Genomic DNA, 25,419 nt, shown 5'->3' on the forward strand with positions numbered 1-25,419 from the left:
CCGGAGTAGGCGGCATTCATCAACGGGTAGCCCGGGGCGATGAGTCGACTTGGTCTCATCGCCACGTTCAGCCAGCGCTCGACCGTGGTCAGCCATGCCATTGCACCTTGAACACCCACGCGTACTGCCCCGCCTTGCGGGCCGCTTCTGGTACGTCGATGACCAGCGACCCGCCGTTCACCGTCCAGGTCAGTGGCCGGTCGTGACCGAGCATCGTCACCTTGTCCCCGCCGCGGATCGGCACTGGCGCCTCGACGGTCAGTCTGGCGCCGGGTGCGGTCAGCGAGTGGATGTAGAACGCCTCGTTCTGCCGGACCGTGAACCGCAGGTCCTCGCCGAGCTGCGCCATCCGCGACCAGTACGTGGTGTCGTAGATCGCCTCGCCGTTGGTCCTGAGCCAGCGGCCGGTCTCGCGCAGCCGGGTCCGCATGATCTCCGGGATGGTGCCGTCCGCGCGGGGGCCGATGTCCAGCAGGAAGTTGCCGTTCTTCGACACGATGTCGACCAGGCTGTGGACGACCTCCTCGGCGGTCATGTAGGCGGCGTCGGGTGTCGCCTTGTTGTAGCCGTAGCTGAAGGGATCGAGTCCCCGGCTCGACTCCCACTTCGCGACGACCGTGTTCTCGTACGTCGTGTACTCGGGGGTGGTGAAGTCGTGGAAGCCGATCCCCGAACGGTTGTTGACGGTCACCTCGTACGGCTTGGGCCTGTTCTTGCCGTGGTTGAAGTACTCGGCGAGGACATGGAGGCTGTCGTTCGCGCCGCCGATGTCGCACCAGATGAGGGACGGGTCGTAACCGTGGATCAGTTCCAGCATCTGCTGGGCCTGATAGTCCTTCACATAGTCCTTGCCCGCTGTGTATCCGGTGTACGGGAGCGGCTCCAGGGTGTACGGATTGCGCGGGGCGTGGCCCATCCACGGATTGTCGGGGTTGAACCACTCGGGCATGGAGAAGTACAGGCCGCGGTGCAGCTCGGGCGTGAACTTCTTCGAGGCGTCGAAGAGTTCACGGATCAGATCGCGTTTGGGGCCCATCTTCACGGCGTTGCGGTCGGAGACCTTGGTGTCCCACAGGGCGAAGCCCTCGTGGTGCTTGGACGTGAGGACGTGGTACTGGGCTCCGGCGTCACGGAAGAGTTCCACCCAGGCCCGGGGGTCGAACTTCTCCGCCGTGAACATCGGGATGAAGTCGTCGTAGGCGAAGCTCTCGCCGTAGGTGTCCCGGTGGTAGGCGTACACCGCGTTGTCCGGGCTCTGCAGGTGGTTCCAGTACCACTCGGCGTACTGCTTGCCGACCGGAGACCAGGCGGGTACCGAGTAGACGCCCCAGTGGATGAAGATGCCGAACTTGGCCCGGTGGAACCAGTACGGGGCCTGGTGGCCGGAGAGAGAGCTCTCGGTGGGCTGGTAGTCGGGCACGCCGAGGGTCAACTCGCGCCCGGTGGAGGTGACTTGCTGCCCCCTTCCGGTGACGGTCACCTTTCCGGGCCGCGCGCTGCCGGGTGCCGTGCCCACGCGGTTGCGGATGCCGACCCGGACGCGCGCCTGCTCGCCGGGGTCGAGGCGGATGACGCGCGCGGGCTCGACGGTACGGGCGCCCGGCACGTCGACGCCGACCGACACCCGGTCGCCGGCGAGGACGGCGACCGTGCCCGCGTTGACGACGGTGGCCTCCACGCTCTGCGCGCCGCTCGACTCCAGCAGGGAGAAGGTGGAGTGCGCGTCCCGCAGGGCCAACGCCCGTCCCTGGGCCGCCGGTTGGAGGGAGAGGGCGAAGATGTGGAGGGAGGCCTTGCCGGCCTCGGCGGGGTTGGTGGTCGGCAGGGTGAGGGCGACCGCCTCACGCTGGGGGTCGATCCAGACCTCGGCCGTGCCGATCCCCACGCCGTGGTCGTCCTTCGTGCCGTCCGGCCGGTAGCGGAACGGGGCCGACAGCGACCCGCCCGTCGCGTACCAGTCCGCGCCGCCGAGCCCGGCGGTGGTCGTCGTGCCGTCGGCGTAGTGCACGGTGGCCCGGCCGGAGGCGTCGCCGTAACTGCCCGCGGTGAGGAAGTGGGCCGAGAGATAGCGTCCGCTCGGGAGGTCGACGCGCTGGCCGAGGGCGACCACGTTGTTGCGGGCGCCGACGGCGGAGGAAGGGAAGACGAACGCGACGCCGTCCACCTCGACGGGGCCCGCCGGGAGCTCCTCGCCGGGGAACGTGTACCCCGAGCCGTCGAAGCTGCCGCCGGGGGCGGCCGCGGTGTCGATGCCGTCGTTGTCGACGTACGCGTCGAGCGGCACGGGGATCGGGTCGGGGACGGCGACCCACTGTCCGTGCGGCTCGACGACCGGTCGTGCTTCGGCTGTGGTCGCGAGGGGAAGAGTGGCCGCGACGGCCACTCCCGCCGCGGCGCCCAGAACCTGACGTCTTGGATACGTGCTCATAGCGGCTCCAATTCATCGGATGTTTGATGATTGAGGCGCCACCGGATCCTGTCAATGGGGCGGGTAGGCACAATAGTTGAGCAAGTGATCGGATGATCTGCGACTCTGCGTAGATACCGGAAAAGCGTGAACGCGAAAGTCCGAGAAGACCGATCCGGATGTCCAAGGGCGACGGCTCTCGACGCGGCACCCCGTCGCCGGGCACAGTGCTCCTCGTACTCACCAGTAATCCCCTGTCCCCGAGGAGCACCCGTGAACAGCTGGGCCGGCCGGACCGCCACCGAGATCGCCGCAGCCGTACGCGAGAAGCGGGCCACGCCCCGCGAGGTGGTGGCCGGACACCTCGCGCGGATCGAGCGGCTCGACGCGCGCGTGGGTGCCTTCCGTGTCGTGCGGTCCGAGGCCGCGCTCGCGGAGGCCGACGAGTTGGCCGGCCGCGCGGATCTGGCCGAACTCCCCCTCGCGGGGGTGCCCGTCGCCGTCAAGGACAACCTCGCGGTGCGCGGCGAGTCGAACCGCAACGGATCCGCCGCGACTGCGGACACCCCCGCCGATCACGACCATCCGACGGTGGCGCGGCTGCGGGCGGCCGGCGCCGTGGTCGTGGGTCTGACCAACGTGCCCGAGCTCTGCGTCTTCGGCACCTCAGAGGGTGTGCACGGCACGGCCCGCAACCCCTGGGACACCTCGCGCACGGCCGGCGGCTCCTCGGGCGGCAGCGCGGCCGCGGTCGCCGCCGGGATGGCGCCGATCGCGCTGGGCAACGACGGGATGGGCTCGTTGCGTATCCCGGCCGCCAACTGCGGCATCGTCGGCCTCAAGCCGGGCCACGGCACGATCCCGGCGGGCATCGGTCACGGCGACTGGTTCGGCATGTCGGAGAACGGGCCGCTCGCGACCACGGTCGAGGACGCCCGCCTGATGTTCGCGGTCCTGGCGGACACCGAGGCGATACGCCCCTCGGGCAACCTCGTCCGCAAGGTCGCCGTCTCCGTGCGCAGTCCGCTGGTCGGCGTGAGTGTCGGCCGCCCCTACGCGAACGCGGCCCGGGAGGCCGCCGAGTTGCTGGCCGGGGCGGGCCACGAGGTGCGGCCCGCCGACCCGCCGTACCCCTACTGGCTGGGCACCGCCGCGCTGATGCACTGGACGGCGGGCACCGCGGTGGACGCCGAGGACCTCGACCCGCGCCGGCTCACCCGGCGGACTCGGGTGCACGCCGCCGTGGGGCGCCGTTTCGTGGCCGGGGTGCGCACGGCTGAGCGCCGCGAGCGGCTGCGCGGGCGTCTGGAGCCGTTCTTCGCGGAGCACGACGTGCTGCTGACCCCGGCCCTGGCACGGCGGGGGCCGGCCGCCGCGCCGTGGCACGAGCGGGGCTGGGTGCGCAATGTGCTGGTCAACACCAGCTACTCGCCGCTGACGCCGCCGTGGAACCTGACCGGGTGGCCCGCGATGGCGGTGCCGTTCGGGACCCTGCCGAGCGGGGCGCCGGCGGCCGTACAGCTGGTCGGACGGCCTGGATCCGAGCTCGAACTCCTGGAGCTGGCTGGGCAGTTGGAGAGGCTTCGGCCGTGGCGGCGGACGGCTCCACTGGACTGAGGAACGGCGAGACGCCCTAGGAGCGCGGGGGGTTTCACAGCGCCTTGTCCCTGTAGGGGCTTCACAGCGCCTTGTACATGATGTGCAGTCCCACCCGCCCGTGCCGGGGGTGCTCGTAGGCGTCCGGCACGGTGCCGAGGATCGTGAAGCCGAGCGCGGTCCACAGCTTGACGGCGGGATTGGTCTCCACGACGGCGTTGAAGACCATGCCCCGGTAACCGTCGGCCTTCGCCGCGGCGAGGACGTGCTCGGCGAGCGCGCGGCCGATGCCGAGTCCGGCATGGTCGGGGTCGACCATGAATCCGGCGCCCGCGAGGCGGGCGGCGGGACCGCCGTAGTTGGGGGTGACGTAGGCCGAGCCGACGACCGCTCCGGTGGCGTCCTCGGCGACGTACACACGCTTGCCCGGTGCCATCCACAGGGCCCGGGCCGCCTCCTCGGAGGTGCCCGGGTCCCAGGTGTAGGTCTCACCCGCGGCGACGATCCGGTGCCAGAAAGGCCAGATCCGCGGCCAGTCGTCGGCCGCGGCTTCTCTGATCAGCATGGGCGTGAGTCCGGCACGCCCATGCCGTCGGCGATCGCGATGAGTCCCGCCGTGAGCGGTCAGTCCACGCTGGGCAGGATGTGGGGCTCGGCGAGGTCGTCCTCGTATCCCGCGAGCCGGATCGGGGCGGACCTGGCCCACACGTCGAGGCTGCCGAGCTTCTTCTCGGGCCGGCCTCCGCGCTCCGTGCGTTCCTTGGGGCGCTGATCGCGATTCGTCTTCTCCGGTGTCACCGCGCACTCCTTATGTGTCGGGTCACCCTCGGGACGTACAGGGCCAGTCTGCTTCCGGTCGCCTGACATCCCCTCGGGTCTGAGTCGAAGGCAGTTAAGGACGCGGTGGCGCCGGTAACTCGTGTGAGAGCAGTCCGTGGTGACCGGCTGTCCCGGGACGGACCTTGGGTGTGGGTGGAACCCCTGCAGGCTGTCCGTCCGGTACAGGGTAACCAAATGAGCGGGTGCCCGCTCGATGGGGCTGAAAACACGAGGTAACCGTCTTGCGTCGTTCAGTGTCCGTCGGCCCTCGATCTGGGTCTATTTGATGATGTATCCCCCGTCGCGCGCCACCCGTTCGGCATAGCGCCACACCTCCCGCGACCAGGGTGGGAAGACTCAACCCGGCGCCCGGACAGGGGTGATGGTCCGACCCGCGGAGCCCCGGCCTCCCTTTGGGGCGACCCTCCAAAGTCTTTACGGAAGCTTGAACCGGCGTGACCCGCCCGACCATCACCCGGCATCCGATACCCCTAGGGGGTATAGTCCCGATGAAATCGGGGAAGCCGGACGGGAAAGAGTGAGGCCGATGCACGCGATCCTGCACGCACTGTCCATCACCGGGTCGATGACCTGGGAGATCACCTGGGCACTGATCCTCGGATTCGGCCTCTCCGCCGTCGTCCAGGCCGTGGTGCGCCGCGCGACGATCGTGCGGCTCCTCGGCGACGACCGGCCGCGGACCCTCACGCTGGCCGCGGGGCTCGGCGCGGCGTCCTCGTCCTGTTCGTACGCGGCCGTCGCGCTCGCCCGCTCGCTGTTCCGCAAGGGCGCGAACTTCACCGCGGCGATGGCGTTCGAGATCGCCTCCACCAATCTGGTCGTCGAACTCGGCGTGATCCTCGCCCTGTTGATGGGCTGGCAGTTCACGGTCGCCGAATTCGTCGGCGGCCCGATCATGATCGTGGTGCTGGCCGTGCTCTTCCGGATCTTTCTGCGCGAACGGCTGCTGAGCGAGGCCCGGGAGCAGGCGGAACGGGGGCTCGCCGGGTCGATGGAAGGGCATGCCGCGATGGACATGTCGATCCAGGCGCAGGGCTCGTTCGTGCGGCGGCTGCTCTCGCGCGACGGCTACACCTCCGTCGCGCACGTGTTCGTCATGGAGTGGGCGGCGATCCTGCGCGACCTGGTGATCGGCCTGCTGATCGCGGGCGCGATCGCGGCCTGGGTGCCCGACGCGTTCTGGCAGTCCCTCTTCCTGGACGGCCATCCGCTCGCCGCGAAGCTGATCGGTCCCCTGGTCGGCCCGCTCGTGGCGATCGCCTCGTTCGTCTGCTCCATCGGGAACGTGCCGCTGGCCGTCGTGCTGTGGAAGGGCGGGATCAGCTTCGGCGGTGTGGTCGCGTTCATCTTCGCCGACCTGCTGATCCTGCCGATCCTGAACATCTACCGGAAGTACTACGGGCTCCGCATGACCGGCTTCCTCCTGGTCACCTTCTACGCCGCCATGGTGCTCGCCGGATACGTCGTGGAGTTCCTCTTCGGCGGCCTCGGGCTCATCCCCGACCAGGCGGACGCGAAGATCCCCATGGAGGGCGTCTCCTGGAACTACACGACCTGGCTCAACATCGTCTTCCTGCTGCTGGCCGCGGCCCTGGTGTGGCGGTTCCTGCGCACGGGCGGCCCGGCGATGCTGCGGATGATGGGCGGGGAGCCGGAGCCGGAGGGTCACCACCACGAGGCCCCCGGGGCGGACGGCCACCATCACGGGGCACCGGCGCCGGACGGCGGCAGCCACGGGCACGGAGCTGCGGGGGCGGAGGACCACGGGCACCACTGAACACGGCGCGCAGTTCAGGTCCCGTTGGCCGATTCGCAAGGCAGCCATGATCTGCTGGCGCCCGGAAACGGCTTTTTCCCGCGGGAGGACTCGGGAGGACTGACGCATGGAGCTGCGCAGCGTCGAGGAGCTGATGGATCTGCTGCACGCCTGCCGGGGCGCCCGGGACAGCCCGGGCCGCTGTGGCGGCCGAGTCGATCTGCACGACCACGCCCTGCAGACCGCCGCGCTCCTGCGCCGAAGTCGTCCCGCGGACAAGGAACTCCAGGTGGCGGGCCTGGTCCACGCCGTAGGGCACCTGCTGCGGCCCGGCGACACGGCCGGACACGCCGACTTGGCGGCGGATCTGGTCCGGCCACTGCTCGGCGAGCGGGTCTCCCGGCTCGTCCGCCTGCCCGCCGGCGGATGGGCCGACGACGCGGACACCGACGACGTGCTGAGCCTGCGCCACGCGGACGAGTCGGGCAGGGTCGCCGGTCTCGATGCCGGGGTCCTGGAGGACTGGCGCACGGTGCTGGAGCTGGTGGCGGCGCAGCACTCGCGGCTCGGGGCTGTCGACTGACGGTCCGTCATGAGACGGTACGCGGATGACGACGCCGTACGGGCTTGGGGGCAGGGCCACCGACAGGTTTCCGGGCGGGACCGCCCAGGGCCTCGAGGGCAGGAGCGCCATCGTCACCGGAGCCTCGCGCGGGATCGGTCTCGCCGTCGCCGAGGAGCTCTCCCGGGCGGGAGCGCGGGTGTGTGTGACGGCCCGGGACCCGGACGCGGTGGGCCGGGCCGCCGAACGGCTCGGTGGCGTCGGACTCGCGGGCTCGGTGGCCGATCCGGCGCATCTGCGGGAGCTGACCGAGCTGGCGCTGCGGGAGTTCGGGCGCATCGACGTCGTGGTGAACAACGCCGCGACCAACCAGCCGTACGGGCCGCTCATGGACACCGATCCGGACCGCTGGCGCGAGGCGTTCACGGTTAACGTCGAGGCCCCGCTGCGGTTGGTGCAGTGTGCCTGGCGGGCCTGGATGGGCGAGCACGGCGGCGCGGTCGTGAACGTGTGCACGGAGGGCGCGGGGCATGTGGGGCCGAACGTGGGGGCGTACGGCACCAGCAAGGCGGCCCTCCTGCACCTCACCCAGCAGCTCGCCGGCGAGCTCGCCCCGAAGGTGCGGGTGAACTCCGTCTCCCCGGGGCTCGTGCGCACCGAGATGGCCCGGTTCGTCTGGGAGAACGCCGAGGACGAGCTCGGCGCGGGACTCCCGCTGGGCCGGATCGGCCGGCCGGAGGACATCGCGCGGGCGGTGGTCTGGCTGGCCTCGGACGCGGCCGGGTGGATCACGGGCGCCGATCTGCTGGTCGACGGAGGGACCCGGGTCCGGTCCGCGCACTCCCCCGCCGACACCGTCCACGAACGCCTGCGGACCCGCGCGCCCGACGCGTAGCGGCCATCCCGGCTCCCACCGGCTTCGGGCCCGGCTCCCGCAGGGCTCCCGTACGGCCCCCGCCCGACTCCGCAGGACAAAGCCTCACAGCGCGCGTTCAATGGTGACCATGGGTGTGCGGCGACGGGCGGGACACCACCGAAGCACGGCGCTGATCGCGGCCGCCGCGGCGTCCCTGCTCAGCGCGGGGTGCACCGCCTCCGGCTCCGCCGTCGCGGCGGCCCCGCCGGCCCAGCTGCCGCAGCGGCTCACCCAGGCCCAGGTGGACGATGCCGTCGGCAAGCTCGACGGCATCGTGCGGGACGCCATGAAGAAGACCGGCGTTCCCGGCGTCGCCGTGGCCGTCGTCCACAAGGGCCGCGTGGTCTGTCTCAAGGGCTTCGGCGAGCGTCGGGTGGGACGGTCCGGGGCCGTTGACCCGGACACCGTCTTCCAGCTCGCGTCCTTGTCCAAGCCGCTGGCCTCGACCGTCGTCGCGGGGGTCGTCGGCGGCAGGACGCTCGCCTGGGACGACCCCGTCGCCGCGCATCTGCCCGGCTTCACCCTCAAGGACCCCTGGGTCACGGCACACGTCACGTACGCCGACCTCTTCTCGCACCGCAGCGGCCTGCCCGACCACTCCGGTGACCTCCTCGAAGACCTCGGCTACGACCGGACGTACATCCTGGACCACCTGAAGTACCAGCCGCTCGGCCCGTTCCGCGCCAGTTACGCCTACACCAACTACGGGGTCACCGCCGCGGCCCAGGCGGTCGCGAACGCGAAGGACACCTCCTGGGAGAAGCTCTCCCAGGACACGCTGTACGGCCCCGCAGGCATGAAGAACACCAGTTCCCGCTTCTCCGACTACGACCGGGCCAAGGACAAGGCCGTCACCCATGTGAAGAACGCGGACGGCACCTGGCAGCCAAAGTACGTCCGGGACGCCGACGCCCAGTCGCCCGCGGGCGGCGCGAGCTCCACCGCCCGTGACATGGCCACCTGGATGCGACTGCAACTGGCGAACGGGAAGCTGGACGGCAGGCAGATCATCCCCGCCGCACCGCTGGAGCGCACCCACCTGCCCGAGATCGTCGCCCAGCCCCCGCAGGCCCCGGCGGGCCGCGCGGGCTTCTACGGCCTCGGCTGGAACGTCGGCTACGACGACCAGGGCCGGCTGCGCCTGAGCCACTCCGGCGCCTTCGAACTCGGCGCCAACACCAATGTGACGATGCTGCCCGGCGAGCAGCTCGGCATCACCGTCCTGACCAACGGGGCGCCGGTGGGTCTCGCCGACTCGGTCGCGCTGGACTTCTTCGACACCGCCCAGTACGGGAAGCCCACGACGGACTGGCTGCCCCTGATCGACCGGGTCTACCGGCAGCAGGAACAGCGGGACCGCTCCCCCACCGACTACGCCAGACCCCCGCGGAACGCGTCCGCGGCCCGTGCCTTCGACACGTACACGGGCACGTACGACAACGCCTACTACGGTCCGCTGACCGTCACGGCCGCGAACGGCGAACTCAGTATGAGCCTGGGCCCGAAGCACACCAGGTTCCGGCTCACCCACTACGACGGCGACAGGTTCAGTCTCCGGACCGTCGGCGAGAACGCGACCGGATCCTCGGGGGTGACCTTCAAGGTCGGTCCGGCTTCACCGGGGTCCGGTGGCTCCAAGGCGTCGCGGGTGACCGTCGAGGCCTGGGACCACGACGGCCTGGGCACCTTCACCCGTGGCTGAGCGTGCGGTCACCACTTGCCGGGCGCGTAGTCCTTCATGAAGACGCCGTACAGGTCCTCGCCCTGTTCGCCGCGCACGATCGGGTCGTACACCCGGGCCGCGCCGTCGATCAGGTCGAGCGGGGCGTGGAAGCCCGCGTCGGCGAGACGCATCTTGTCGGGGTGCGGGCGCTCGTCGGTGATCCAGCCGGTGTCGACGGCGGTCATCAGGATGCGGTCCTTCTCGAACATCTCCTGGGCGCTGGTGCGCGTGAGCATGTTCAGGGCGGCCTTGGCCATGTTGGTGTGCGGGTGGCCCGCGCCCTTGTAGCCGCGATTGAAGACGCCCTCCATGGCGGAGACGTTCACGATGTACGTGCGGTCGGCCCCGGAGGCCGCCATCGCCGCGCGCAGCCGGCTGATCAGGATGAAGGGGGCCGTCGAGTTGCAGAGCTGGACCTCCAGCAGCTCGACCGGCGTGACCTCCTCGACCGACTGGATCCAGCTGTTGGTGTCGTGCAGGTCGGGCACGAGCCCGCCCGCGTCGATGGCCGTACCGGCCGCGATCCGCTCCAGGGAGGCCGAGCCGGACACCAGGGCCAGGTCGGTGACGTCCTGCGCGGTCAGCGCGCCGCCCCCGGCGACCGGGAGCGCGGCCACCGCGCCGGAGCCGAAGGTGCCGATGACCTCGGCGGGCGGCAGCTCACCGGCGGGCAGCGGGCCGGACTCGGCGGCGAGCAGCTCGCTGTAGGCCCCCGGGGAACGGCGTACGGTCTGGGCAGCGTTGTTGATCAGGATGTCGAGCGGGCCCTCGGCGGTGACCGAGTCGGCCAGGGCCACGACCTGCGCCGGGTCGCGCAGGTCGATGCCGACGATCTTCAGACGGCCGATCCACTCGTCGCTGTCGGGCATGGCCTTGAAGCGGCGGATCGCGTCGTTCGGGAAGCGCGTGGTGATGGTGGTGTGCGCGCCGTCGCGCAGCAGCCTCAGCGCGATGTACATGCCGATCTTGGCGCGGCCGCCGGTGAGCAGCGCGCGCTTGCCGGTGAGGTCGGCGCGGGCGTCGCGGCGGGCGCGGTTCTCGGCGGCGCAGTCCTGGCAGAGCTGGTGGTAGAAGTAGTCGACCTCGACGTACCGCTTCTTGCAGATGTAGCAGGAGCGCGGGCGCTGGAGTATCCCCGCGATCTCGCCGGCGTCGGTGACGGACGAGGGCAGGATGCCCTCGGTCTCGTCGTCGATGCGCTGGGCGGAACCGGTCGCGGTGGACTCGGTGACGGCCTTGTCGTGGGCGGTCTTGGCGGCCCTTCGCTCCTGGCGGCGGCGCTGCTTGACCGTGCGGTAGATGCCCGCGGTGGCGCGGCGCACGGCGATGGCGTCCGGGTGGTCGACCTCGATCTTGTCGAGCTCGTCGAGCACGCTGAGGCAGACGGCCAGCCGCTCCGGGTCGATGCCCGGCCCGTGGGAGACCGCCTCCCCGTCCACGGCGAAAGCCGCCCGGTCGTCCTCAGCCGTGTCCACGGCGAGAGCCGCCTGGCCGTCCTCTGTCACCGTCATCGCGTGTGCCGTTCCTCGGGTCTCGCGCCGCGCTCGAACCGCGCTCGCTTTCGAAGGCGGAATTTTACGGAGCAAGGGGGCAAGGCGCCAAACCCGAGATGATCAACGGGTCCCCGCAGGCCGTTTTCAGGGGCCGCAGGCGATGATCAGCGTCTCCACCTCCTCGGACAGCGCGCGGGCCAGCCGGTTCAGGTCCGGCACGGCCTGTGCGTCGGCGACGAGCCCGTAGTGGACCCGTCCGCGGTACGTCGACACGGCCACCGCCAGCGCCTGGCCGCGGGCCAGCGGGGCGAGCGGATAGACCTCGGTGAGCGGGCAGCCGCCGAGCTTCAGGCCGAGGCTGGGCAGCGGCACGCTGGTGACCAGGATGTCGAAGAGCAGCCGGGCCGCCTGGCCGACGACGGGACCGCCGAGGCGGTGGCCGAGCGGCGGCACATGGTCGGCGAGCAGCGCGACGGCGCCCGCTCCCCGGTTGGGTCCCGCGTCCTTGTTGGCGTCCATCGCCGTACGCACCGAACGGAGCCGGCCGAGCGGGTCCGGGTCGTCGACGGGAAGCCGTATCAGGTAACCGGAGAGCCGGTTGCCCTGAGGTTGCGCGGTGCGCGGGCGGCGCCTGGAGACGGGGATCAGGGCGCGGGGCGCGACTCCCTCGCTGCCGTCACCGCGTTCGTCGAGCCAGTTGCGCAGGGCGCCCGCGACGACGGCGATCAGGACGTCGTTGACGGTGCCGCCGACGCTCTTGCGGATGCGGTGCACATCGTCCAGGTCGAGGGCCACGCCCGCGATCCGGCGGGTGCCGGTGGGCTGCGAGGTGAGGGCGGGCGAGGAGCGGACGCCGAGAGTGGCACGGGCGACGGAACTGCCGATGTCGAGGGCGCGGCCCAGGTCGGACAGGGTTCCGCGGACCAGGTCGGGCAGTTTGCGGACGTCCGGGAAGAGTCCGCGGGGCGGCTCCGCGGGGCGCGGGCGGGGCTCGGGCAGGTCCAGCGGGTCCATGAGGGCGGCGGCGAGCATCAGCGCCCGCAGGCCGTCGGCCAGCGCGTGGTGGAACTTGAAGAACACGGCGAACGAGGTGCCGTCCTCGCCGGGCAGGACGTGCGCCTCCCACGGTGGCCGACCGCGCTGGAGCGGGCGTTCCATGAGCCGGCCCGCGGCGGCGGGGAAGTCCGCGGTCGGCGCGTGCAGCCGGACGTGGTCGAGGGGTTCGAAGTCCGGCGCGGGTTCCCGGGCCGCGCTCCCGAAGTTGGGCGGGAAGGCGAGGGGCTGCCAGACGTCGCGGATCCGCATGCGCAGCCCGGACACCCCGGCCGCGCGGACGGCGAGCAGTTCGGCGGCGTGCGCGCCCGCGGTCGGCGAGTGCGCGGAGAAGACACCGAGGGCGCCGAGGTGCATCGGGTGCTGGGCGGACTCGATGTTCCAGAACGCCAGGTCGAGTGGTGCGAGGAGATCAGGAGTCAAAGGCTTGCTCTCGCGTCGACGACAGGGTGAGCAAGCAGTCAAACCCCGACAGGCGATTACGGTCAAGTACGATCAAGCTACGCTCAGTTAACAGCAGATTAAGTCCCGCCCCCCGCGAAAGGGGCGGGACACAAGGGGCACGTGAGGTCGGCTCAGGATAGGCGTCCCGACCGCGGCACGCGCGCCGACGCGCGGCCACGTGAAGGACCGGAAGCGCCGGGTCGCCCGAAGGACCGCGAAGGCCCTCGAACGACCCGAGGCGTCAGGTTGCCGGGCAGCCCGTGGGGGTCGCCCGGGACGCGTCCGCGATCAGCGCCTCGTGCGCCGCTCTCAACCTCCCCACGTCCGGCTTCACGACCTTGCGGTCGTAGGTGAGGAGCCCGTTCAGCTCGCCCTCCACGTCCGAGATCTGGGTGTAGACGGCGCCGTTGCTCCCCCGGCACGCGAGCGCCCGCACCTCGGCGAGACGGGCGAGGTAGTCGTCGGTGTACGTCGACGGGTCCACGTCCACGTACGACTGCTGGACCGACCAGGCGTGCCCGGGCACGGCGAGCCCCAGGCCGCCGTACTCGCCGCTGACGAGCGCGCGTCTGCCGTCGGGAGCCGGGGGCAGCGCGGGGCTCGGATAGCCGTGTTCGTCCATGATGTCGCCGGTGCCGCCGTCGGCCCCCAGGTTCAGCCCGGACATGCCGTTGACGAGCCGGGTCGGGTCCCAGGCCTTGGCCTGGTCGGCGATGCGGCCCTCGTCGTACTGGCCCCAGCCCTCGTTGAAGGTCACCCACATCACGACCGACGGACTGCTGATGTGCTGGTCGATCACCAGTTTCATCTCGCGCTCGTACTCGGCGCGGGCCGCGGCGCTCGGGTTCACCCCGGCGGTCATGGCGGGCATGTCCTGCCAGACGAGCAGGCCGAGCCGGTCCGCCCAGTAGAACCAGCGGTCGGGCTCCACCTTGATGTGCTTGCGCACCGCGTTGAAGCCCATCTCCTTGTGCATGCGCAGGTCGTACGCGAGGGCCTTGTCCGTCGGCGCGGTGTACAGGCCGTCGGGCCAGAACCCCTGGTCGAGCGTGGCCATCATGAAGACAGGCTTGCCGTTGAGGACGGTGCGCGGGGTGCCGTCGACCTTCTCGACGGAGATCGAGCGCATCCCGAAGTAGCTGCCGACGCGGTCGCGCCCGACGCTCACCCTGAGGTCGTAGAGGAACGGGTCGTCCGGCGACCAGAGGCGCGGGTGGGCGATCTTCAGGGTCAGCGGCTGTCCGGTGCGACCGGTGACGGAGGCGACCTTCCGCCCTCCCTCGTACGCCGTCGCCGTGACCGGCAGCCCGTCGCGCACGCCCTTCGGTTCCACGGTGAGCCGACCGCCGTCGACGTCCGGCGTGAGCTTGAGCGAGTCGACGTGGTCCGGGGCGACCGGCTCCATCCATACCGTCTGCCAGATGCCGGAGGTCGGGGTGTACCAGATCCCGCTGGGGTCGAGTCGCTGCTTGCCGAGCGGCGGGTTCTCACCGGACGCGGCGTCGGTCGGGTCGTACACGCCCACGATCAGTTCCTGGGTGCGGCCGGGCTTCAGCGCGTCGGTGACGTCGGCGCCGAACTTGTCATAGCCGCCTCGGTGTTCGGCGACCTTGACCCCGTTGACGTACACCTCGGACTGCCAGTCGACGGCACCGAAGTTGAGCAGGAGCCGCTGGCCCGAGCCGATGTGCCAGTCGGCCGGGACGGTGAAGGTGCGGCGGTACCACATGCGGTCCTCGTGGCGTTCGACGCCGGACAGCTGGGACTCCACGGGGTACGGGACGAGGATGTGCTCGCCGAGCGTCTTCCCGACCGGGGGCTGCTCCCCCGCGGTGGCGGCGGCGAACTGCCAGCGCCCGTTGAGGTTCCGCCAGGCGTCACGCGTGAGCTGGGGGCGGGGGTATTCCGGCAGGGCGTTGTCCGGCCCGACCTCGTCGGCCCACTTCGTGCGCAGCTCGTACGTGGAGCGGTTGGGGCCGCTGCTCCAGAAGGCGCCGATCGCCTTGCCTGCCCCGGCGGCGACGAGGCCGCCCGTGCCGTCGTAGCGCAGTTCGGCGGTGCCGCGTGCTGTGCCGGTCTTGTTGCCGACGACGGGTTCCTTGAGCGTGACGAGGAGGGATCTGGAGTCGGCGGGGTCCAACTCGACTGTCCTCAACGGCCACTTGGCGCCGCCGATCACGGCCTGGAGGTGGTCGACGACGGCGGCCGGGGGCACGGACAGTTCCCTTGCGAAGTCGAGCTTGAGGGTGCGGCCGTCCGGCTGGACGGTGGTCGCGAGGGCGCCGTCGTAGTCGTAGCCGTCGGGCAGCAGGAACGCCGACTGCGGGATCGCCACCTTGCCGCCTCCCGGTTCGGTCCAGCGCAGATGGAGGTTGGAGCCGCCGTAGTGCTCGAAGTACTCGAGCTTGAAGTCATAGGCGTGACCCGCCGTCAGATCGACGGGCTCGGAGGTCTGTTCGCGGTCCCAGTCGTCCACCCAGTGGTCGATGACGGGCCTGCCGTCGATCCAGAGGCGGAAACCGTTGTCGCCGATGATCGAGAAGGTGGTGGGTCCGCTCTTCTCCGGTACGAGTTTGCCGGTCCAGCGCACGCTGACATCGTTGTCCTGCCCCGTGGCGAAGCGCAGCCGGGGTTCGAGGTCGTCGAAGTCGAGTTGCGGGTCGAAGCCGGTGGCCTTGAGTTCGTGGAAGTCGAAGGCGCCTGGGGCGGACTGGGTGTAGTAGTCGCCCTTCAGTCCGTGGACCGGGACGGGATCGTCGGCCGCGGCGGGCACGGAGGCGAGTCCCGCGGCGCCGAGGGCCGCGGCGAGCAGTAACGCGAGTCGGTCTCTGAGTCGTCCGAAACGCACGGATCCTCCTCTTTGAGGACGGGTGGGAGACGGTGGTGAGGACGGTTGCCGGATGGGCCCGGGATGGGCGTGGGGCGGAGTGGCGCGGCTCTTGCTCGGATGGAACAACGTTGTCACCAACGGCAGTTGGCATGACAACACGGGGTTCCACTTTCTGTCCAGGGACATGACAACGGCCCCGGTGCACATGGCCGCACCGGGGCCGTCGTCGGCCACCGCCGGCCGCCAAGGCTTGTCCGACGGATCGGGTCAAGAACAGGGGGCTGGGCCTAGGGCACGATCCGGCCCTTTCCCAGCGCGATCACCCCGCCCTTGGAGACCGTGTAGAGATCCGCGTCCCGCTCGGGGTTGACGCCGATCGTCGCGCCCGGCGGCACCTCGACGTTCTTGTCGAGGACCGCGCCGCGCACCACCGCTCCCCGCCCTATGTGGACGTTGTCGTGCAGGATCGAGCCCTGGACGACGGCTCCGGGGTCGACCACGACACCCGGCGAGAGCACGGACCGCGTGACCTGACCCCGGATCAGACTGCCCGCGCTGACGATCGACTCGCTCGCGATGCCCCCGGCGTTGAATCGCGCCGGGGAAAGCTGTCCGGAAGTGGTGTAGATGGGCCAGCTGCGGTTGTAGAGGTTGAAGGCGGGGCGTTCGGCGATCAGGTCCATGTGGGCGTCGTAGTAGGCGTCGAGGGTGCCCACGTCACGCCAGTAGCCCTGGTCGCGGGTGGTCTCGCCGGGGACGTGGTTGTCGCTGAAGTCGTAGAGCTGCGCCTCGCCGCGGTCGGTGAGCATCGGCAGAATCGATCCGCCCATGTCGTGCACCGAGTGCACGTCCTCGGCGTCCCGCTGGAGCGCCTCCACCAAGGCCTTGGTGGTGAAGATGTAGTTGCCCATCGAGGCGAAGACGCACTCGGGGTCGTCGGGCAGGCCCGGCGGGTCGGTGGGCTTCTCCAGAAAGCCCTCCACGGTCTGCCCGTCGGAGCCGGGGCTGATGACCCCGAAGGAGGAGGACTCGGCGCGCGGCACCCGTATCCCCGCGACGGTCACACCCGCGCCGCCCTCGATGTGCTGGGCGAGCATCTGCCGCGGGTCCATGCGGTAGACGTGGTCGGCGCCGAACACCGCGATGTAGTCGGGCCGTTCGTCGTGCACGAGGTTGAGGGACTGCAGGATCGCGTCCGCGCTGCCCAGGTACCAGCGCGGGCCGAGCCGCTGCTGGGCCGGGACCGGTGTGACGTAGTTGCCGAGCAGGCTCGACATCCGCCAGGTCGTGGTCACATGGCGGTCCAGGGAGTGCGACTTGTACTGCGTCAGGACGCAGATGCGCAGGATGTCGGCGTTGACGAGATTGGAGAGTACGAAGTCCACCAGGCGGTAGGTCCCGCCGAAGGTGACCGCGGGTTTCGCGCGGTCCGCGGTGAGGGGCATGAGCCGTTTGCCCTCTCCACCCGCAAGTACGATTCCCAGCACCGAAGGTCCACCGCGCCGCATGCCGCCGCCCCTCTAAGCCCGGTCGAGCCGCGCCCGCTGTGCCGGGCCGGCCCGTCGCTTGAACTACACCTGTCCGATGGTTACCCCGGTTTGAGGACTTCCTCGTAAAGCTGGACGGTCCGCCGGGCCACCGCGTCCCATCCGAACTCCCCCACCGCGCGCTCCCGTCCGGCCTCACCCATCCGCCGGGCCATCTCCGGGTCGGCGAGCACCGAGTCGAGGGCGAGCGCCAGATTGGCCTCGAAGTCCCCCTCCACCTGCACGAGAAGGCCCGTCACGCCGTGCTCGACCACCTCGGGAATCCCACCGACCCTGGAGGCCACCACGGCCGTTCCACAGGCCATCGCCTCCAGGTTGACGATGCCGAGCGGCTCGTACACCGAGGGGCAGACGAAGACGGCGGCGTGCGTGAGGAGTCGGACGACGTCGGGGCGGGGCAGCATCTGCGGGATCCAGTGCAGTCCCTGCCGTACGGCACTCAGTTCCTGGAAGAGATCACGGAACTCCCGGTCGATCTCGGGGGTGTCGGGGGCGCCCGCGCACAACACCACCTGCACGGCCGGGTCGATGTCGCGTACCGCGCGCAGCAGGTGGGGCACGCCCTTCTGGCGGGTGATGCGGCCGACGAACAGGACGTAGGGGCGGGCGGTGTCGATGCCGATGCGCTCCAGGACGTCCGTGCCGTGGTCCGGCCGGTACAGGGCCGTGTCGATGCCGTTGTGCACGACCCGCACCTTGGCCGGGTCCAGGGCGGGGTAGCAGGTGAGAATGTCCTCGCGCATCGCGCCGGAGACGGCGATGACGGCGTCGGCGGCCTCGACGGCGGTGCGCTCGGCCCAGCTGGACAGGGCGTAGCCGCCGCCGAGCTGCTCGGCCTTCCAGGGGCGCAGCGGCTCCAGGGAGTGAGCGGTCATGATGTGCGGGATGCCGTACAGCAGCTTGCCGAAGTGGCCGGCGAGGTTGGCGTACCAGGTGTGCGAGTGGACGAGTTCGCGGCCTTCGAGGGCGGCGGCCATGGCGAGGTCCACGGAGAACGTGCGCAGCGCGTCGTTGGCGCCGTCGAGCGAGGACCAGGACCGGTGGCGTACGACGCCGCCCGCGGCGCCCTCGCCCCAGCAGTGCACGTCCAGATCCGTGAGGGTCCGCAACTCCCGGGCGAGGAACTCGACATGGACGCCCGCGCCGCCGTACACGTCCGGCGGGTACTCCCGGGTCAGCAGTCCCACTCGCACGCAGAGCCCCCCGTCGTACCGGATACCGGCTGGTGCCCTTCATGGTCACCCAGAAGGGACGCTTGGGGAAGACCGCGGTTCTCAGCGGCGCCCCGGAGCCCCGCCCCGCGACCGGCCCGGCGGGCGGTCGAAGCAGCAGTCGCCGCAGAGGCCGCCGCCGGGGAGGCGGTAGTAGAGGCAACAGCTGCGGCGGCGCAGGGTACGGGGGTCGACAGTCGCGGACAGGTCGGGATGCGTGAACAGATCGGCGGCGAGGGCGCGGGCCCGATCGGCCACGTCCGTACGGCCGTTGGCCTCGGCCCAGCGGTGCAGCTGGCGCCAGGCACCCGCGAGCGCCGAGCCCGCGTTCCCCCACAGCAGGCCCTCCGACATGCGGTGCCGGGTACGCAGAGCCGCCGCCAGCGGGGCCAGGTGGCCGTCCCGTACGACCTCTCCGATCACCGCCACCGGCAGTGCGCGTACCTCGGACAGCCACAGGTCGTCCGGGGCACTGCCGTCCGGATCCCACCGCAGCAGCCCCGGATCGAGGTCCGGCAGCCGTCCGTACAGCGCGGCGGCGCCGAGCGAGACCGACCACAGACGGGCCGCGAGGCCCTGTTGCGCCACCGAGACCGCGATCCGGGCCTCGGGCGCCCGCAGACTCGCCGCGACCTTCCGGACGCGAAAATTCAGAGGATCCGACCAGACATCTCTGGGATCATCATCTCGGGGAGACGCGTACGCATGTGCGAGCGTCGGCAGCGGTGCACGCGGCGGTACGCCGGTGCGTAGTACGAAGAAGCCGCCGAGCGAGCCGAGCGCCGCGAGTTCCGGGTCGAGGTCCACGAACAGCAGTAGTACCAAGCCCCCTAGGGGTTCTCACCGGAGGGTCTCCCCCTCATGTCGCCCACCCAGGGGAGGACATGGGGCGAGTCGTACTCCATCGGCAGTACTACTCATTGCCTGCTCAGGTACGACGACGTGAACGGATGCGCGAGGCATCGTAGCGGGTATGAAGGCCGATCGTTCGCCGCGCCGGGCACAGCGCCCCCGCCGCACGCAGAGGAGGGACTCATGAGCGCGCTCGCGCTGTCCGTCCTGCTCTCGTTCGTCTCCGCCGTTGCGTACGCGGGCGGCGCGATCGTCCAGGAGCAGGTCGCGCTGACCTCTCCCGACCAGACGTACGCGCCGTTGCGCCGCCCCGGCTGGTGGGCGGCGGTCGCCCTGAGCGGCGTCGGCGGGGTGCTGCACGTGGTGGCGCTCGCCTACGGCCCGCTGAGCCTGGTGCAGCCGCTCGGCGCGCTGACCATCGTGTTCGCGCTCCCCATGGCGGCCGTCTTCGTCGGCCGCAAGGCCGGGGCGACCGCCTGGCGTGGCGCGATCATGGCCACGGTCGGCCTCGCGGTCCTGCTCGCCCTGGTCGGCTCGGCGGATTCGCAGTCCCTGAGTGACACCCAGATCACGGTGCTGGCCGTGGTGTCGGGCGGCGCGGTGGCGGCCTTCATGGTGGCGGGGCGCGCAGCGCACCGGCACCCGGCCGTGCGCAGCGTGATGCTCGCCGTGGGGTCCGGCATAGCCTTCAGCATGTCCTCGGTGTTCACCAAGACCGTCGCGGTGGACTGGTCACACCAGGTCTCGCTCTCCGACCTGCCGAGCCTCGCCCTCATAGGTGTCTTCGCGACGGCCGGCATGCTGCTGTCGCAGGCCTCCTACCGGGGCGGCGGTCTCGCGGCGCCGCTGGCCACGCTGACGGTCGTCAACCCCGTCGTGGCGGCCGCCGTCGGCATCACGATGTTCGGCGAGACCTTCCGCTACGGCGAGACGGGCACCGTGCTCGCGCTGGCCTGCGGAGTCGTCGCGGCGGGCGGTCTGATCCTGCTCACGACCGAGCAGATCGGCAGCGCCCGGAACACCGCGGAGGTCGCCGCACCCGCCCTCGCGGAGACCGAGCCCGAGCCGGAACCGGCCACGCCGGACTCCGCGTTGGAGGCGCTGCTGCTCGCGGCGCTGCCCGAGCAGTCCACAGGACCGGACCACGAGGACGAGCCGGCCACGGACCGCGGGGAGACGTTCGGTGCGAGGGTCGGGGAGGCGTTCGACACCGGGCTCGGCGCGGGGCTCGGGGAGGCGTTCGACACCGGGCTCGGAAGCGGGCTCGGCGCGGGGCTCGGGGAGGCGTTCGACACCGGGCTCGGAAGCGGGCTCGGCGCGGGGCTCGGGGAGGCGTTCGACACCGGGCTCGGGAACGGACTCGGAGCCGCGCTCGGAGACGGATTCGACGCCGGGCTCGGAGACGGGTTCGGCGTGGACCGTGGCGAGGACCTCTTCGTACCGGCTCCGGCGATGGTGGGGGCCGCGGAGAGCGCGCCCCACTCGGCCTCGGCCGACTCGCCCGAGTCGGCCGAGGAGGACGCGCCGCCCGCGCTGGCCTATTTCGGCCCCATGTGCGGGCCCTACGTAGTGGCGACACCTCTGCTGGACCACCACCACCACCGCACGCGCGTCAAATCCTGACGCCGCCCGCCCTCAGGTAGGCGACCGGGTCGATGTCCGTGCCGAAACCGGGCCCCGTCCGCACCTCGAAGTGCAGATGCGGGCCCGTGCTGTTGCCCGTGGAACCGGAGCGGCCGATGCGCTGTCCGCCCACCACGCTCTGCCCGTCCTTCACCGAGATCGCCGACAGATGGGCGTACTGGGTGTAGCGGCCGTCGGCGTGCCGGATCACCACCTGGTAGCCGAACGAGCCGCCCCAGCCGGCGCTGACGACCTGGCCCGCGGCGACCGCCTTCACGGAGGTGCCGGTGGGCACCGGGAAGTCGACGCCCGTGTGGTAGCCCTTCGACCAGGAGGCACCCGCGGCGCGGTAGGGCGTGCCGGTCGCGGCGTGCACGGGGGCGACGAGCGTGTCGGTCTTCCTGGCGGTGTCCGAGGACGTCTTGTGCGAGGAGGGCTTGTGCGGGGACGTCTTGTGCGTGGACGGCTTGTCGGGGGTCTTCTGCTTCTTCGACGCGGACGAGGGAGTGCTCTCGGTGTGCGCCGGGGTCTGGCCCTTGCCCCGCAGGTTCAGCCGCTGGCCCGGGAGGATCAGGTCCGGGTCGGAGCCGACGGTGCTGCGGTTCGCGTCGTACAACCGCTGCCAACCGCCCTGGACGTGGCGGGATCCCGCGATGCCGGAGAGCGTGTCACCGTGGACGACGGTGTACATCTCGGCGGTGCCGGCCCGCGACTGGGGTGTGGTCTGCGGCTGGACGTCGCGCACGGAGCGCTTGGTGGTCTGGGGCGAGGTGCCGGACCTGGTGCCGGTCCGCTCGGCGGCCGGGGTGATGTCGGGGGTGTCCCCACCCCGGGTGAGACCGGCGCGCACCGAGCAGACCGGCCAGGCACCGGGTCCCTGGCCCTTGAGCACCTTCTCGGCGATGGCGATCTGCTGGTCCTTGGTGGCCTGATCCGCGCGCGGGGCGTAGACCTGCCCCCCGTACGCCTCCCAGGTGGACTGGGTGAACTGCAGTCCGCCGTAGTAGCCGTTGCCGGTGTTGATGCTCCAGTTGTCGGTGGACTCGCAGGCGGCGACCTTGTTCCAGGTGTCCACGTCGGCCGCGTGTGCGACGCCGGTGCCGATCAGCGGGAGTGCCATTCCGGCGCCGCCCGCCGTGACGGTGAGTGAGGCGCGGTTGATCCTGTTCGGCTGATACCGGCGGTGCCGGCCGCGTACGGCCATGTGGGAGCCCCCTCGACATGCGTCAGGAGCGGCAAAAGTAAGCGCCGCGAACAGGCCATGACAAGGGCGCAATCGGCCGTGCTGTGCGCCCCGGGCGCCGCTCCCTCGCCCGGGGAGACAGCGGGTCGTTCTTCTGCGTACACGTCGCCGACGCGTCAGGATGGCCGGAGGAATACAGACGAACAGGAACGACAGGATCACCGGCAGCGGCGATACCGACTGATACCGACGAATACCAGGACCTCTTACCGGATCTCTTAGGAGCCAACCGTATGAGCAACTCAGCCCAGATCGGCGTCACGGGTCTCGCGGTCATGGGGCGCAATCTCGCCCGTAACTTCGCCCGCAACGGCTACACGGTCGCCTTGCACAACAGGACCGCGGCCCGGACGCACGCGCTGGTGGAGGAATTCGGCGACGAGGGCGATTTCGTGTCGACGGAGACGGCGAAGGAGTTCGTCGAGGCACTGGAGCGGCCGCGACGTCTGATGATCATGGTGAAGGCCGGTGAGCCGACCGACGCGGTGATCCAGGAGTTCGCCCCGCTCCTTGAGCCCGGCGACATGATCATCGACGGTGGCAACGCGCACTTCGAGGACACCCGGCGCCGGGAGCGCGACCTGCGGGGCCAGGGCATCCACTTCGTCGGCACGGGCGTCTCCGGCGGCGAGGAGGGCGCGCTGAACGGGCCGAGCATCATGCCGGGCGGCTCGAAGGAGTCGTACGCGTCGCTCGGTCCGATGCTGGAGAAGATCTCCGCGAAGGCGCCGGACGGCTCGCCCTGCGTGACCCACTGCGGTCCCGACGGCGCCGGGCACTTCGTGAAGATGGTGCACAACGGCATCGAGTACGCCGATATGCAGCTGATCGGCGAGGCCTACCAGCTGCTGCGCGATGTCGCCGGGTACTCCCCCGCGCAGATCGCCGACATCTTCCGCACCTGGAACACGGGCCGGCTCGACTCCTACCTGATCGAGATCACGGCGGAGGTTCTGTCGCACGTGGACGCGGCGACGGGCAAGCCGTTCGTGGACGTGGTCCAGGACCGCGCGGAGCAGAAGGGCACGGGCCGCTGGACCGTGCAGATCGCGCTGGACCTGGGCGTTCCGGTGTCCGGCATCGCGGAGGCGGTCTTCGCCCGCTCGCTGTCCGGACACGCCGACCTGCGCGCCGCCTCCCGGGAGCTCGAGGGCCCCAAGGCCAAGCCGCTCGGGGACGCCGAGGCGGCGGCCTTCGCGGACCGGGTGGAGCAGGCGCTGTACGCCTCGAAGATCGTGTCGTACACGCAGGGCTTCCACGAGATCAGCGCGGGCAGCGACCAGTACGACTGGGACATCGACCTCGGTGCCATCTCCGCGATCTGGCGTGGCGGCTGCATCATCCGGGCGGCGTTCCTGGACCGGATCCGCGCCGCGTACGACGCCCGGCCCGACCTGCCGAGCCTGCTGTCCGACGAGACGTTCGCGCAGGAGATCGCGGCGGCGCAGGACGACTGGCGTGAGGTCCTGGTGGCCGCCACCCGCCAGGGCGTGCCCGCACCTGGTTTCTCCGCGGCCCTCGCCTACTACGACGCGCTGCGCGCCGAGCGGCTGCCCGCCGCCCTGACGCAGGGGCAGCGGGACTTCTTCGGGGCGCACACCTATCGGCGCGTCGACCGGGAGGGCTCGTTCCACACGCTGTGGGGCGGCGACCGGTCCGAGGTCGAGGCGTAGGCAGACGCAGGAGTATCAGGCGTACGGGAACCCGGCGTACGGGTATCAGGCAGGCGTGCATGTACCAGGCAGGCGTACGAGTACCAGGACGCGTACAGGTACCCAGACGTACGGCTATTCCGCGGCGCCGAGGCCGTCACACCCTGGAACCCGGGGTGTGACGGCCTCCGTCGTTCACCCATTCAACCGTTCACCCGTGGGCCCGGCTGTTCACGTGAGCGGGGGTCCAGGCTCCGGGTTAGGTACCGGCTCGGGGCCCGGCGGCACCGGGCCGGGGCTCGGCGGGGTCGGCTCGGGGCCGGGTGGGGTCGGCTCGGGCCCCGGCGGCTTCGGCACCGGGGACGGCGGAGGACTGGGCTTCGGCGCGGGGTGAGGACCCGGATCCGGGGCCGGGTCCGGGAAGGGGTGGGGGTCCGGGAAGGGCTGCGGGCGGTCGGGGCCCGGCCCGGGCGTGGGACCCGGTTGCACCGGATCGGGATTCGGATGCGTCATGGTGTCCTCCAGCCAGTCGATACGTCGGCCCTGGACTTGTCCCACGCGTACCCTCCCACCGCTCCCCCAGTCACCCCGTCGCGCAGGGCGTGCGGACCAGTTGGACCAGACGGATCCGGCCGGCCGGTCCACCGGTGGCGCGTCCGCCCACGGCGCGTCTACCCGTGGCGCACCACGACCGCGCCGGCCGCGAGCCCCGGGCGGGGGCTGGACAGCACCGGGACCGCGGTCGTCGTCAGCCGCTGGGCCGGGGCCATGGACGCCTGGGCGAGGACGATCGCGTCGGCGTCGGCGACCGAGTCGGCGGCCGCCGCCACACTGCGGACGTACCCGTCGGTGTCGCCCGCCCCGAAACGGGCCCAGGCCCCTTCGACCAGCAGCGTACGAACCTGGACGGAGCGCCCGGCCGCGCGGGCCTCCTCCTCGACGAGGGCGACCGTCGGCTCCAAGGTGCTCTCCGACGTCGCGACGACCACCACACGGGGGCCCGCTGCGACCGCGGCGGCGGCCATCGGACGGTCCACGCGGAGCACGGGTACCCCGGCGCCCGCCCCCTCGGCGACGGCACCGATGGTCGAGCAGGTGCACAGCACGGCACGCGCCCCGTCGGCGACGGCCCGGTCGAGTGCCGCCCGCACCTCGCCGGCCACCGCGGCCGGGCCCTCGCTCCGGGCCCGGGCCAGCAGTTCCTCATCCACCATGTGCCGCAGTTCCAGCCCCTGGTGGTCCTCGTCGCGCAGCGCGTCGAAGACGGGGATGTGCAGGGGCGAGGTGTGCAGCAGGGCGAGGGGACCCGAGCGGTTCATCAGAAGCGCCCGGGGTGCGTCCTGAGCCACTCCACCGCCGCCCCGAGCAGCTCCGGGTCGGCCGCCGGAGCCTCCTCGGGGTGGCGCGCCGCCCACTTCACGACGTACGGGCACAGGGGCGCGACGACGATGCCCTCGCGCGCGGCGATGCCGTACAGCTCGCGGGCGAGGGAGCCCGCGATGCCCTTCCCCTCGTGCTCGGGTTCCACGATGGTGTGCACGGGGACGAGGGCGCGCGCGGGGGCCTCCAGGACGAAGTACTCGATGTGGCCGACGACTTCGTCCCCGGCGAAGGCCTCGAGGCGGCCGCCCGCTCGGTCGTCGCGGATCTCTACGTCGCTCATGGCCAACT

Annotated in this window: 18 protein-coding genes and 1 pseudogene; 7 read left to right on the plus strand and 12 right to left on the minus strand. The window is 71.2% G+C overall.

Going from position 1 to position 25,419, the window contains the following annotated elements; translation table 11 throughout:
* Positions 1-88: 88 nt before the first annotated feature.
* Positions 89-2,428: an alpha-L-fucosidase gene (locus tag ACIQTP_RS05560; RefSeq protein ID WP_403396582.1), complete on the minus strand. Its 2,340-nt coding sequence runs from the start codon at positions 2,426-2,428 to the stop codon at positions 89-91.
* Between the two features lie 252 nt (positions 2,429-2,680).
* Between ACIQTP_RS05560 and ACIQTP_RS05565 the strand changes: the two genes are divergently transcribed.
* A complete protein-coding gene (locus ACIQTP_RS05565) occupies positions 2,681-4,024 on the plus strand; it encodes an amidase (protein ID WP_403396584.1) in 1,344 nt (447 codons plus the stop codon).
* A gap of 61 nt (positions 4,025-4,085) precedes the next feature.
* Here ACIQTP_RS05565 and ACIQTP_RS05570 read toward each other — a convergent pair whose 3' ends face one another.
* Positions 4,086-4,568 (minus strand): GNAT family N-acetyltransferase, encoded by a 483-nt coding sequence (locus tag ACIQTP_RS05570; RefSeq protein WP_403396586.1) that lies wholly within the window; start codon positions 4,566-4,568, stop codon positions 4,086-4,088.
* 59 nt (positions 4,569-4,627) lie between these two features.
* Positions 4,628-4,801 (minus strand): hypothetical protein, encoded by a 174-nt coding sequence (locus ACIQTP_RS05575; RefSeq protein ID WP_165853954.1) that lies wholly within the window; start codon positions 4,799-4,801, stop codon positions 4,628-4,630.
* Between the two features lie 568 nt (positions 4,802-5,369).
* On the opposite strand from ACIQTP_RS05575, the gene ACIQTP_RS05580 reads away from it, so the two are divergent.
* The 4 genes from ACIQTP_RS05580 (at position 5,370) to ACIQTP_RS05595 (ending at position 9,779) form a co-directional block, all read left to right on the plus strand.
* Positions 5,370-6,620: a permease gene (locus tag ACIQTP_RS05580; RefSeq protein WP_403396588.1), complete on the plus strand. Its 1,251-nt coding sequence runs from the start codon at positions 5,370-5,372 to the stop codon at positions 6,618-6,620.
* A 106-nt stretch (positions 6,621-6,726) separates the two neighbouring features.
* Positions 6,727-7,182 carry a hypothetical protein gene (locus tag ACIQTP_RS05585; RefSeq protein WP_402033913.1) on the plus strand — a complete coding sequence of 152 codons (456 nt, stop codon included), beginning with the start codon at positions 6,727-6,729 and terminating at the stop codon, positions 7,180-7,182.
* A gap of 25 nt (positions 7,183-7,207) precedes the next feature.
* Positions 7,208-8,056, plus strand: a complete 849-nt coding sequence (locus tag ACIQTP_RS05590) for an SDR family oxidoreductase (protein WP_403396590.1) — start codon at positions 7,208-7,210, stop codon at positions 8,054-8,056.
* Between the two features lie 109 nt (positions 8,057-8,165).
* Positions 8,166-9,779, plus strand: coding sequence for a serine hydrolase (locus ACIQTP_RS05595; RefSeq protein ID WP_403396592.1), 1,614 nt, complete (start codon positions 8,166-8,168; stop codon positions 9,777-9,779).
* An 8-nt stretch (positions 9,780-9,787) separates the two neighbouring features.
* On the opposite strand, the gene ACIQTP_RS05600 is transcribed toward ACIQTP_RS05595, so the two are convergent.
* The 6 genes from ACIQTP_RS05600 to ACIQTP_RS05625 form a co-directional block, all read right to left on the minus strand.
* Positions 9,788-11,311: an SDR family NAD(P)-dependent oxidoreductase gene (locus ACIQTP_RS05600; RefSeq protein WP_402033918.1), complete on the minus strand. Its 1,524-nt coding sequence runs from the start codon at positions 11,309-11,311 to the stop codon at positions 9,788-9,790.
* A 126-nt stretch (positions 11,312-11,437) separates the two neighbouring features.
* A complete protein-coding gene (locus ACIQTP_RS05605; RefSeq protein WP_403396594.1) occupies positions 11,438-12,769 on the minus strand; it encodes a wax ester/triacylglycerol synthase family O-acyltransferase in 1,332 nt (443 codons plus the stop codon).
* A 262-nt stretch (positions 12,770-13,031) separates the two neighbouring features.
* Positions 13,032-15,638: a PA14 domain-containing protein gene (locus ACIQTP_RS05610; RefSeq protein WP_403396596.1), complete on the minus strand. Its 2,607-nt coding sequence runs from the start codon at positions 15,636-15,638 to the stop codon at positions 13,032-13,034.
* 269 nt (positions 15,639-15,907) lie between these two features.
* Entirely contained in the window at positions 15,908-17,128 is a 1,221-nt protein-coding gene (gene glgC / locus ACIQTP_RS05615) for a glucose-1-phosphate adenylyltransferase (RefSeq protein WP_403396598.1), read from the minus strand.
* Between the two features lie 80 nt (positions 17,129-17,208).
* Positions 17,209-18,360, minus strand: coding sequence for a glycogen synthase (gene glgA / locus ACIQTP_RS05620; protein ID WP_403396600.1), 1,152 nt, complete (start codon positions 18,358-18,360; stop codon positions 17,209-17,211).
* Positions 18,361-18,441: 81 nt separating this feature from the next.
* Positions 18,442-19,203 (minus strand): (2Fe-2S)-binding protein, encoded by a 762-nt coding sequence (locus ACIQTP_RS05625; RefSeq protein ID WP_403396602.1) that lies wholly within the window; start codon positions 19,201-19,203, stop codon positions 18,442-18,444.
* A gap of 210 nt (positions 19,204-19,413) precedes the next feature.
* Here ACIQTP_RS05625 and ACIQTP_RS05630 point away from each other — a divergent pair.
* A pseudogene (locus ACIQTP_RS05630) lies at positions 19,414-20,394 on the plus strand (DMT family transporter); the annotation flags it as partial.
* Positions 20,395-20,842: 448 nt separating this feature from the next.
* Here ACIQTP_RS05630 and ACIQTP_RS05635 read toward each other — a convergent pair.
* A complete protein-coding gene (locus tag ACIQTP_RS05635; protein WP_403396604.1) occupies positions 20,843-22,057 on the minus strand; it encodes a transglycosylase family protein in 1,215 nt (404 codons plus the stop codon).
* 272 nt (positions 22,058-22,329) lie between these two features.
* Between ACIQTP_RS05635 and gndA the strand changes: the two genes are divergently transcribed.
* Positions 22,330-23,769, plus strand: a complete 1,440-nt coding sequence (gene gndA / locus ACIQTP_RS05640) for an NADP-dependent phosphogluconate dehydrogenase (protein WP_403396606.1) — start codon at positions 22,330-22,332, stop codon at positions 23,767-23,769.
* A 650-nt stretch (positions 23,770-24,419) separates the two neighbouring features.
* On the opposite strand, the gene ACIQTP_RS05645 is transcribed toward gndA, so the two are convergent.
* Both ACIQTP_RS05645 and ACIQTP_RS05650 read right to left on the minus strand, forming a co-directional pair.
* Positions 24,420-25,067: an aspartate/glutamate racemase family protein gene (locus ACIQTP_RS05645; protein WP_403396608.1), complete on the minus strand. Its 648-nt coding sequence runs from the start codon at positions 25,065-25,067 to the stop codon at positions 24,420-24,422.
* Positions 25,067-25,411, minus strand: a complete 345-nt coding sequence (locus ACIQTP_RS05650) for a GNAT family N-acetyltransferase (protein ID WP_403396610.1) — start codon at positions 25,409-25,411, stop codon at positions 25,067-25,069. The genes ACIQTP_RS05645 and ACIQTP_RS05650 overlap by 1 nt, the downstream gene beginning before the upstream one ends.
* Positions 25,412-25,419: the final 8 nt, after the last annotated feature.

Origin of the sequence: Streptomyces sp. NPDC090798, from assembly GCF_044768965.1 — a bacterium.
GTDB lineage: Bacteria > Actinomycetota > Actinomycetes > Streptomycetales > Streptomycetaceae > Streptomyces.

What these genes read in the sequence shown, in the direction of transcription:
- ACIQTP_RS05600 (WP_402033918.1), bottom strand. Translation starts at nt 11,311, where the DNA reads ATGACGGTGACAGAGGACGGCCAGGCGGCTCTCGCCGTGGACACGGCT.
- ACIQTP_RS05650 (WP_403396610.1), bottom strand. Translation starts at nt 25,411, where the DNA reads ATGAGCGACGTAGAGATCCGCGACGACCGAGCGGGCGGCCGCCTCGAG.
- ACIQTP_RS05580 (WP_403396588.1), top strand. Translation starts at nt 5,370, where the DNA reads ATGCACGCGATCCTGCACGCACTGTCCATCACCGGGTCGATGACCTGG.
- ACIQTP_RS05570 (WP_403396586.1), bottom strand. Translation starts at nt 4,568, where the DNA reads ATGCTGATCAGAGAAGCCGCGGCCGACGACTGGCCGCGGATCTGGCCT.
- ACIQTP_RS05590 (WP_403396590.1), top strand. Translation starts at nt 7,208, where the DNA reads ATGACGACGCCGTACGGGCTTGGGGGCAGGGCCACCGACAGGTTTCCG.
- gndA (WP_403396606.1), top strand. Translation starts at nt 22,330, where the DNA reads ATGAGCAACTCAGCCCAGATCGGCGTCACGGGTCTCGCGGTCATGGGG.
- ACIQTP_RS05595 (WP_403396592.1), top strand. Translation starts at nt 8,166, where the DNA reads ATGGGTGTGCGGCGACGGGCGGGACACCACCGAAGCACGGCGCTGATC.
- ACIQTP_RS05560 (WP_403396582.1), bottom strand. Translation starts at nt 2,428, where the DNA reads ATGAGCACGTATCCAAGACGTCAGGTTCTGGGCGCCGCGGCGGGAGTG.
- glgC (WP_403396598.1), bottom strand. Translation starts at nt 17,128, where the DNA reads ATGCGGCGCGGTGGACCTTCGGTGCTGGGAATCGTACTTGCGGGTGGA.
- ACIQTP_RS05645 (WP_403396608.1), bottom strand. Translation starts at nt 25,067, where the DNA reads ATGAACCGCTCGGGTCCCCTCGCCCTGCTGCACACCTCGCCCCTGCAC.
- ACIQTP_RS05585 (WP_402033913.1), top strand. Translation starts at nt 6,727, where the DNA reads ATGGAGCTGCGCAGCGTCGAGGAGCTGATGGATCTGCTGCACGCCTGC.
- ACIQTP_RS05635 (WP_403396604.1), bottom strand. Translation starts at nt 22,057, where the DNA reads ATGGCCGTACGCGGCCGGCACCGCCGGTATCAGCCGAACAGGATCAAC.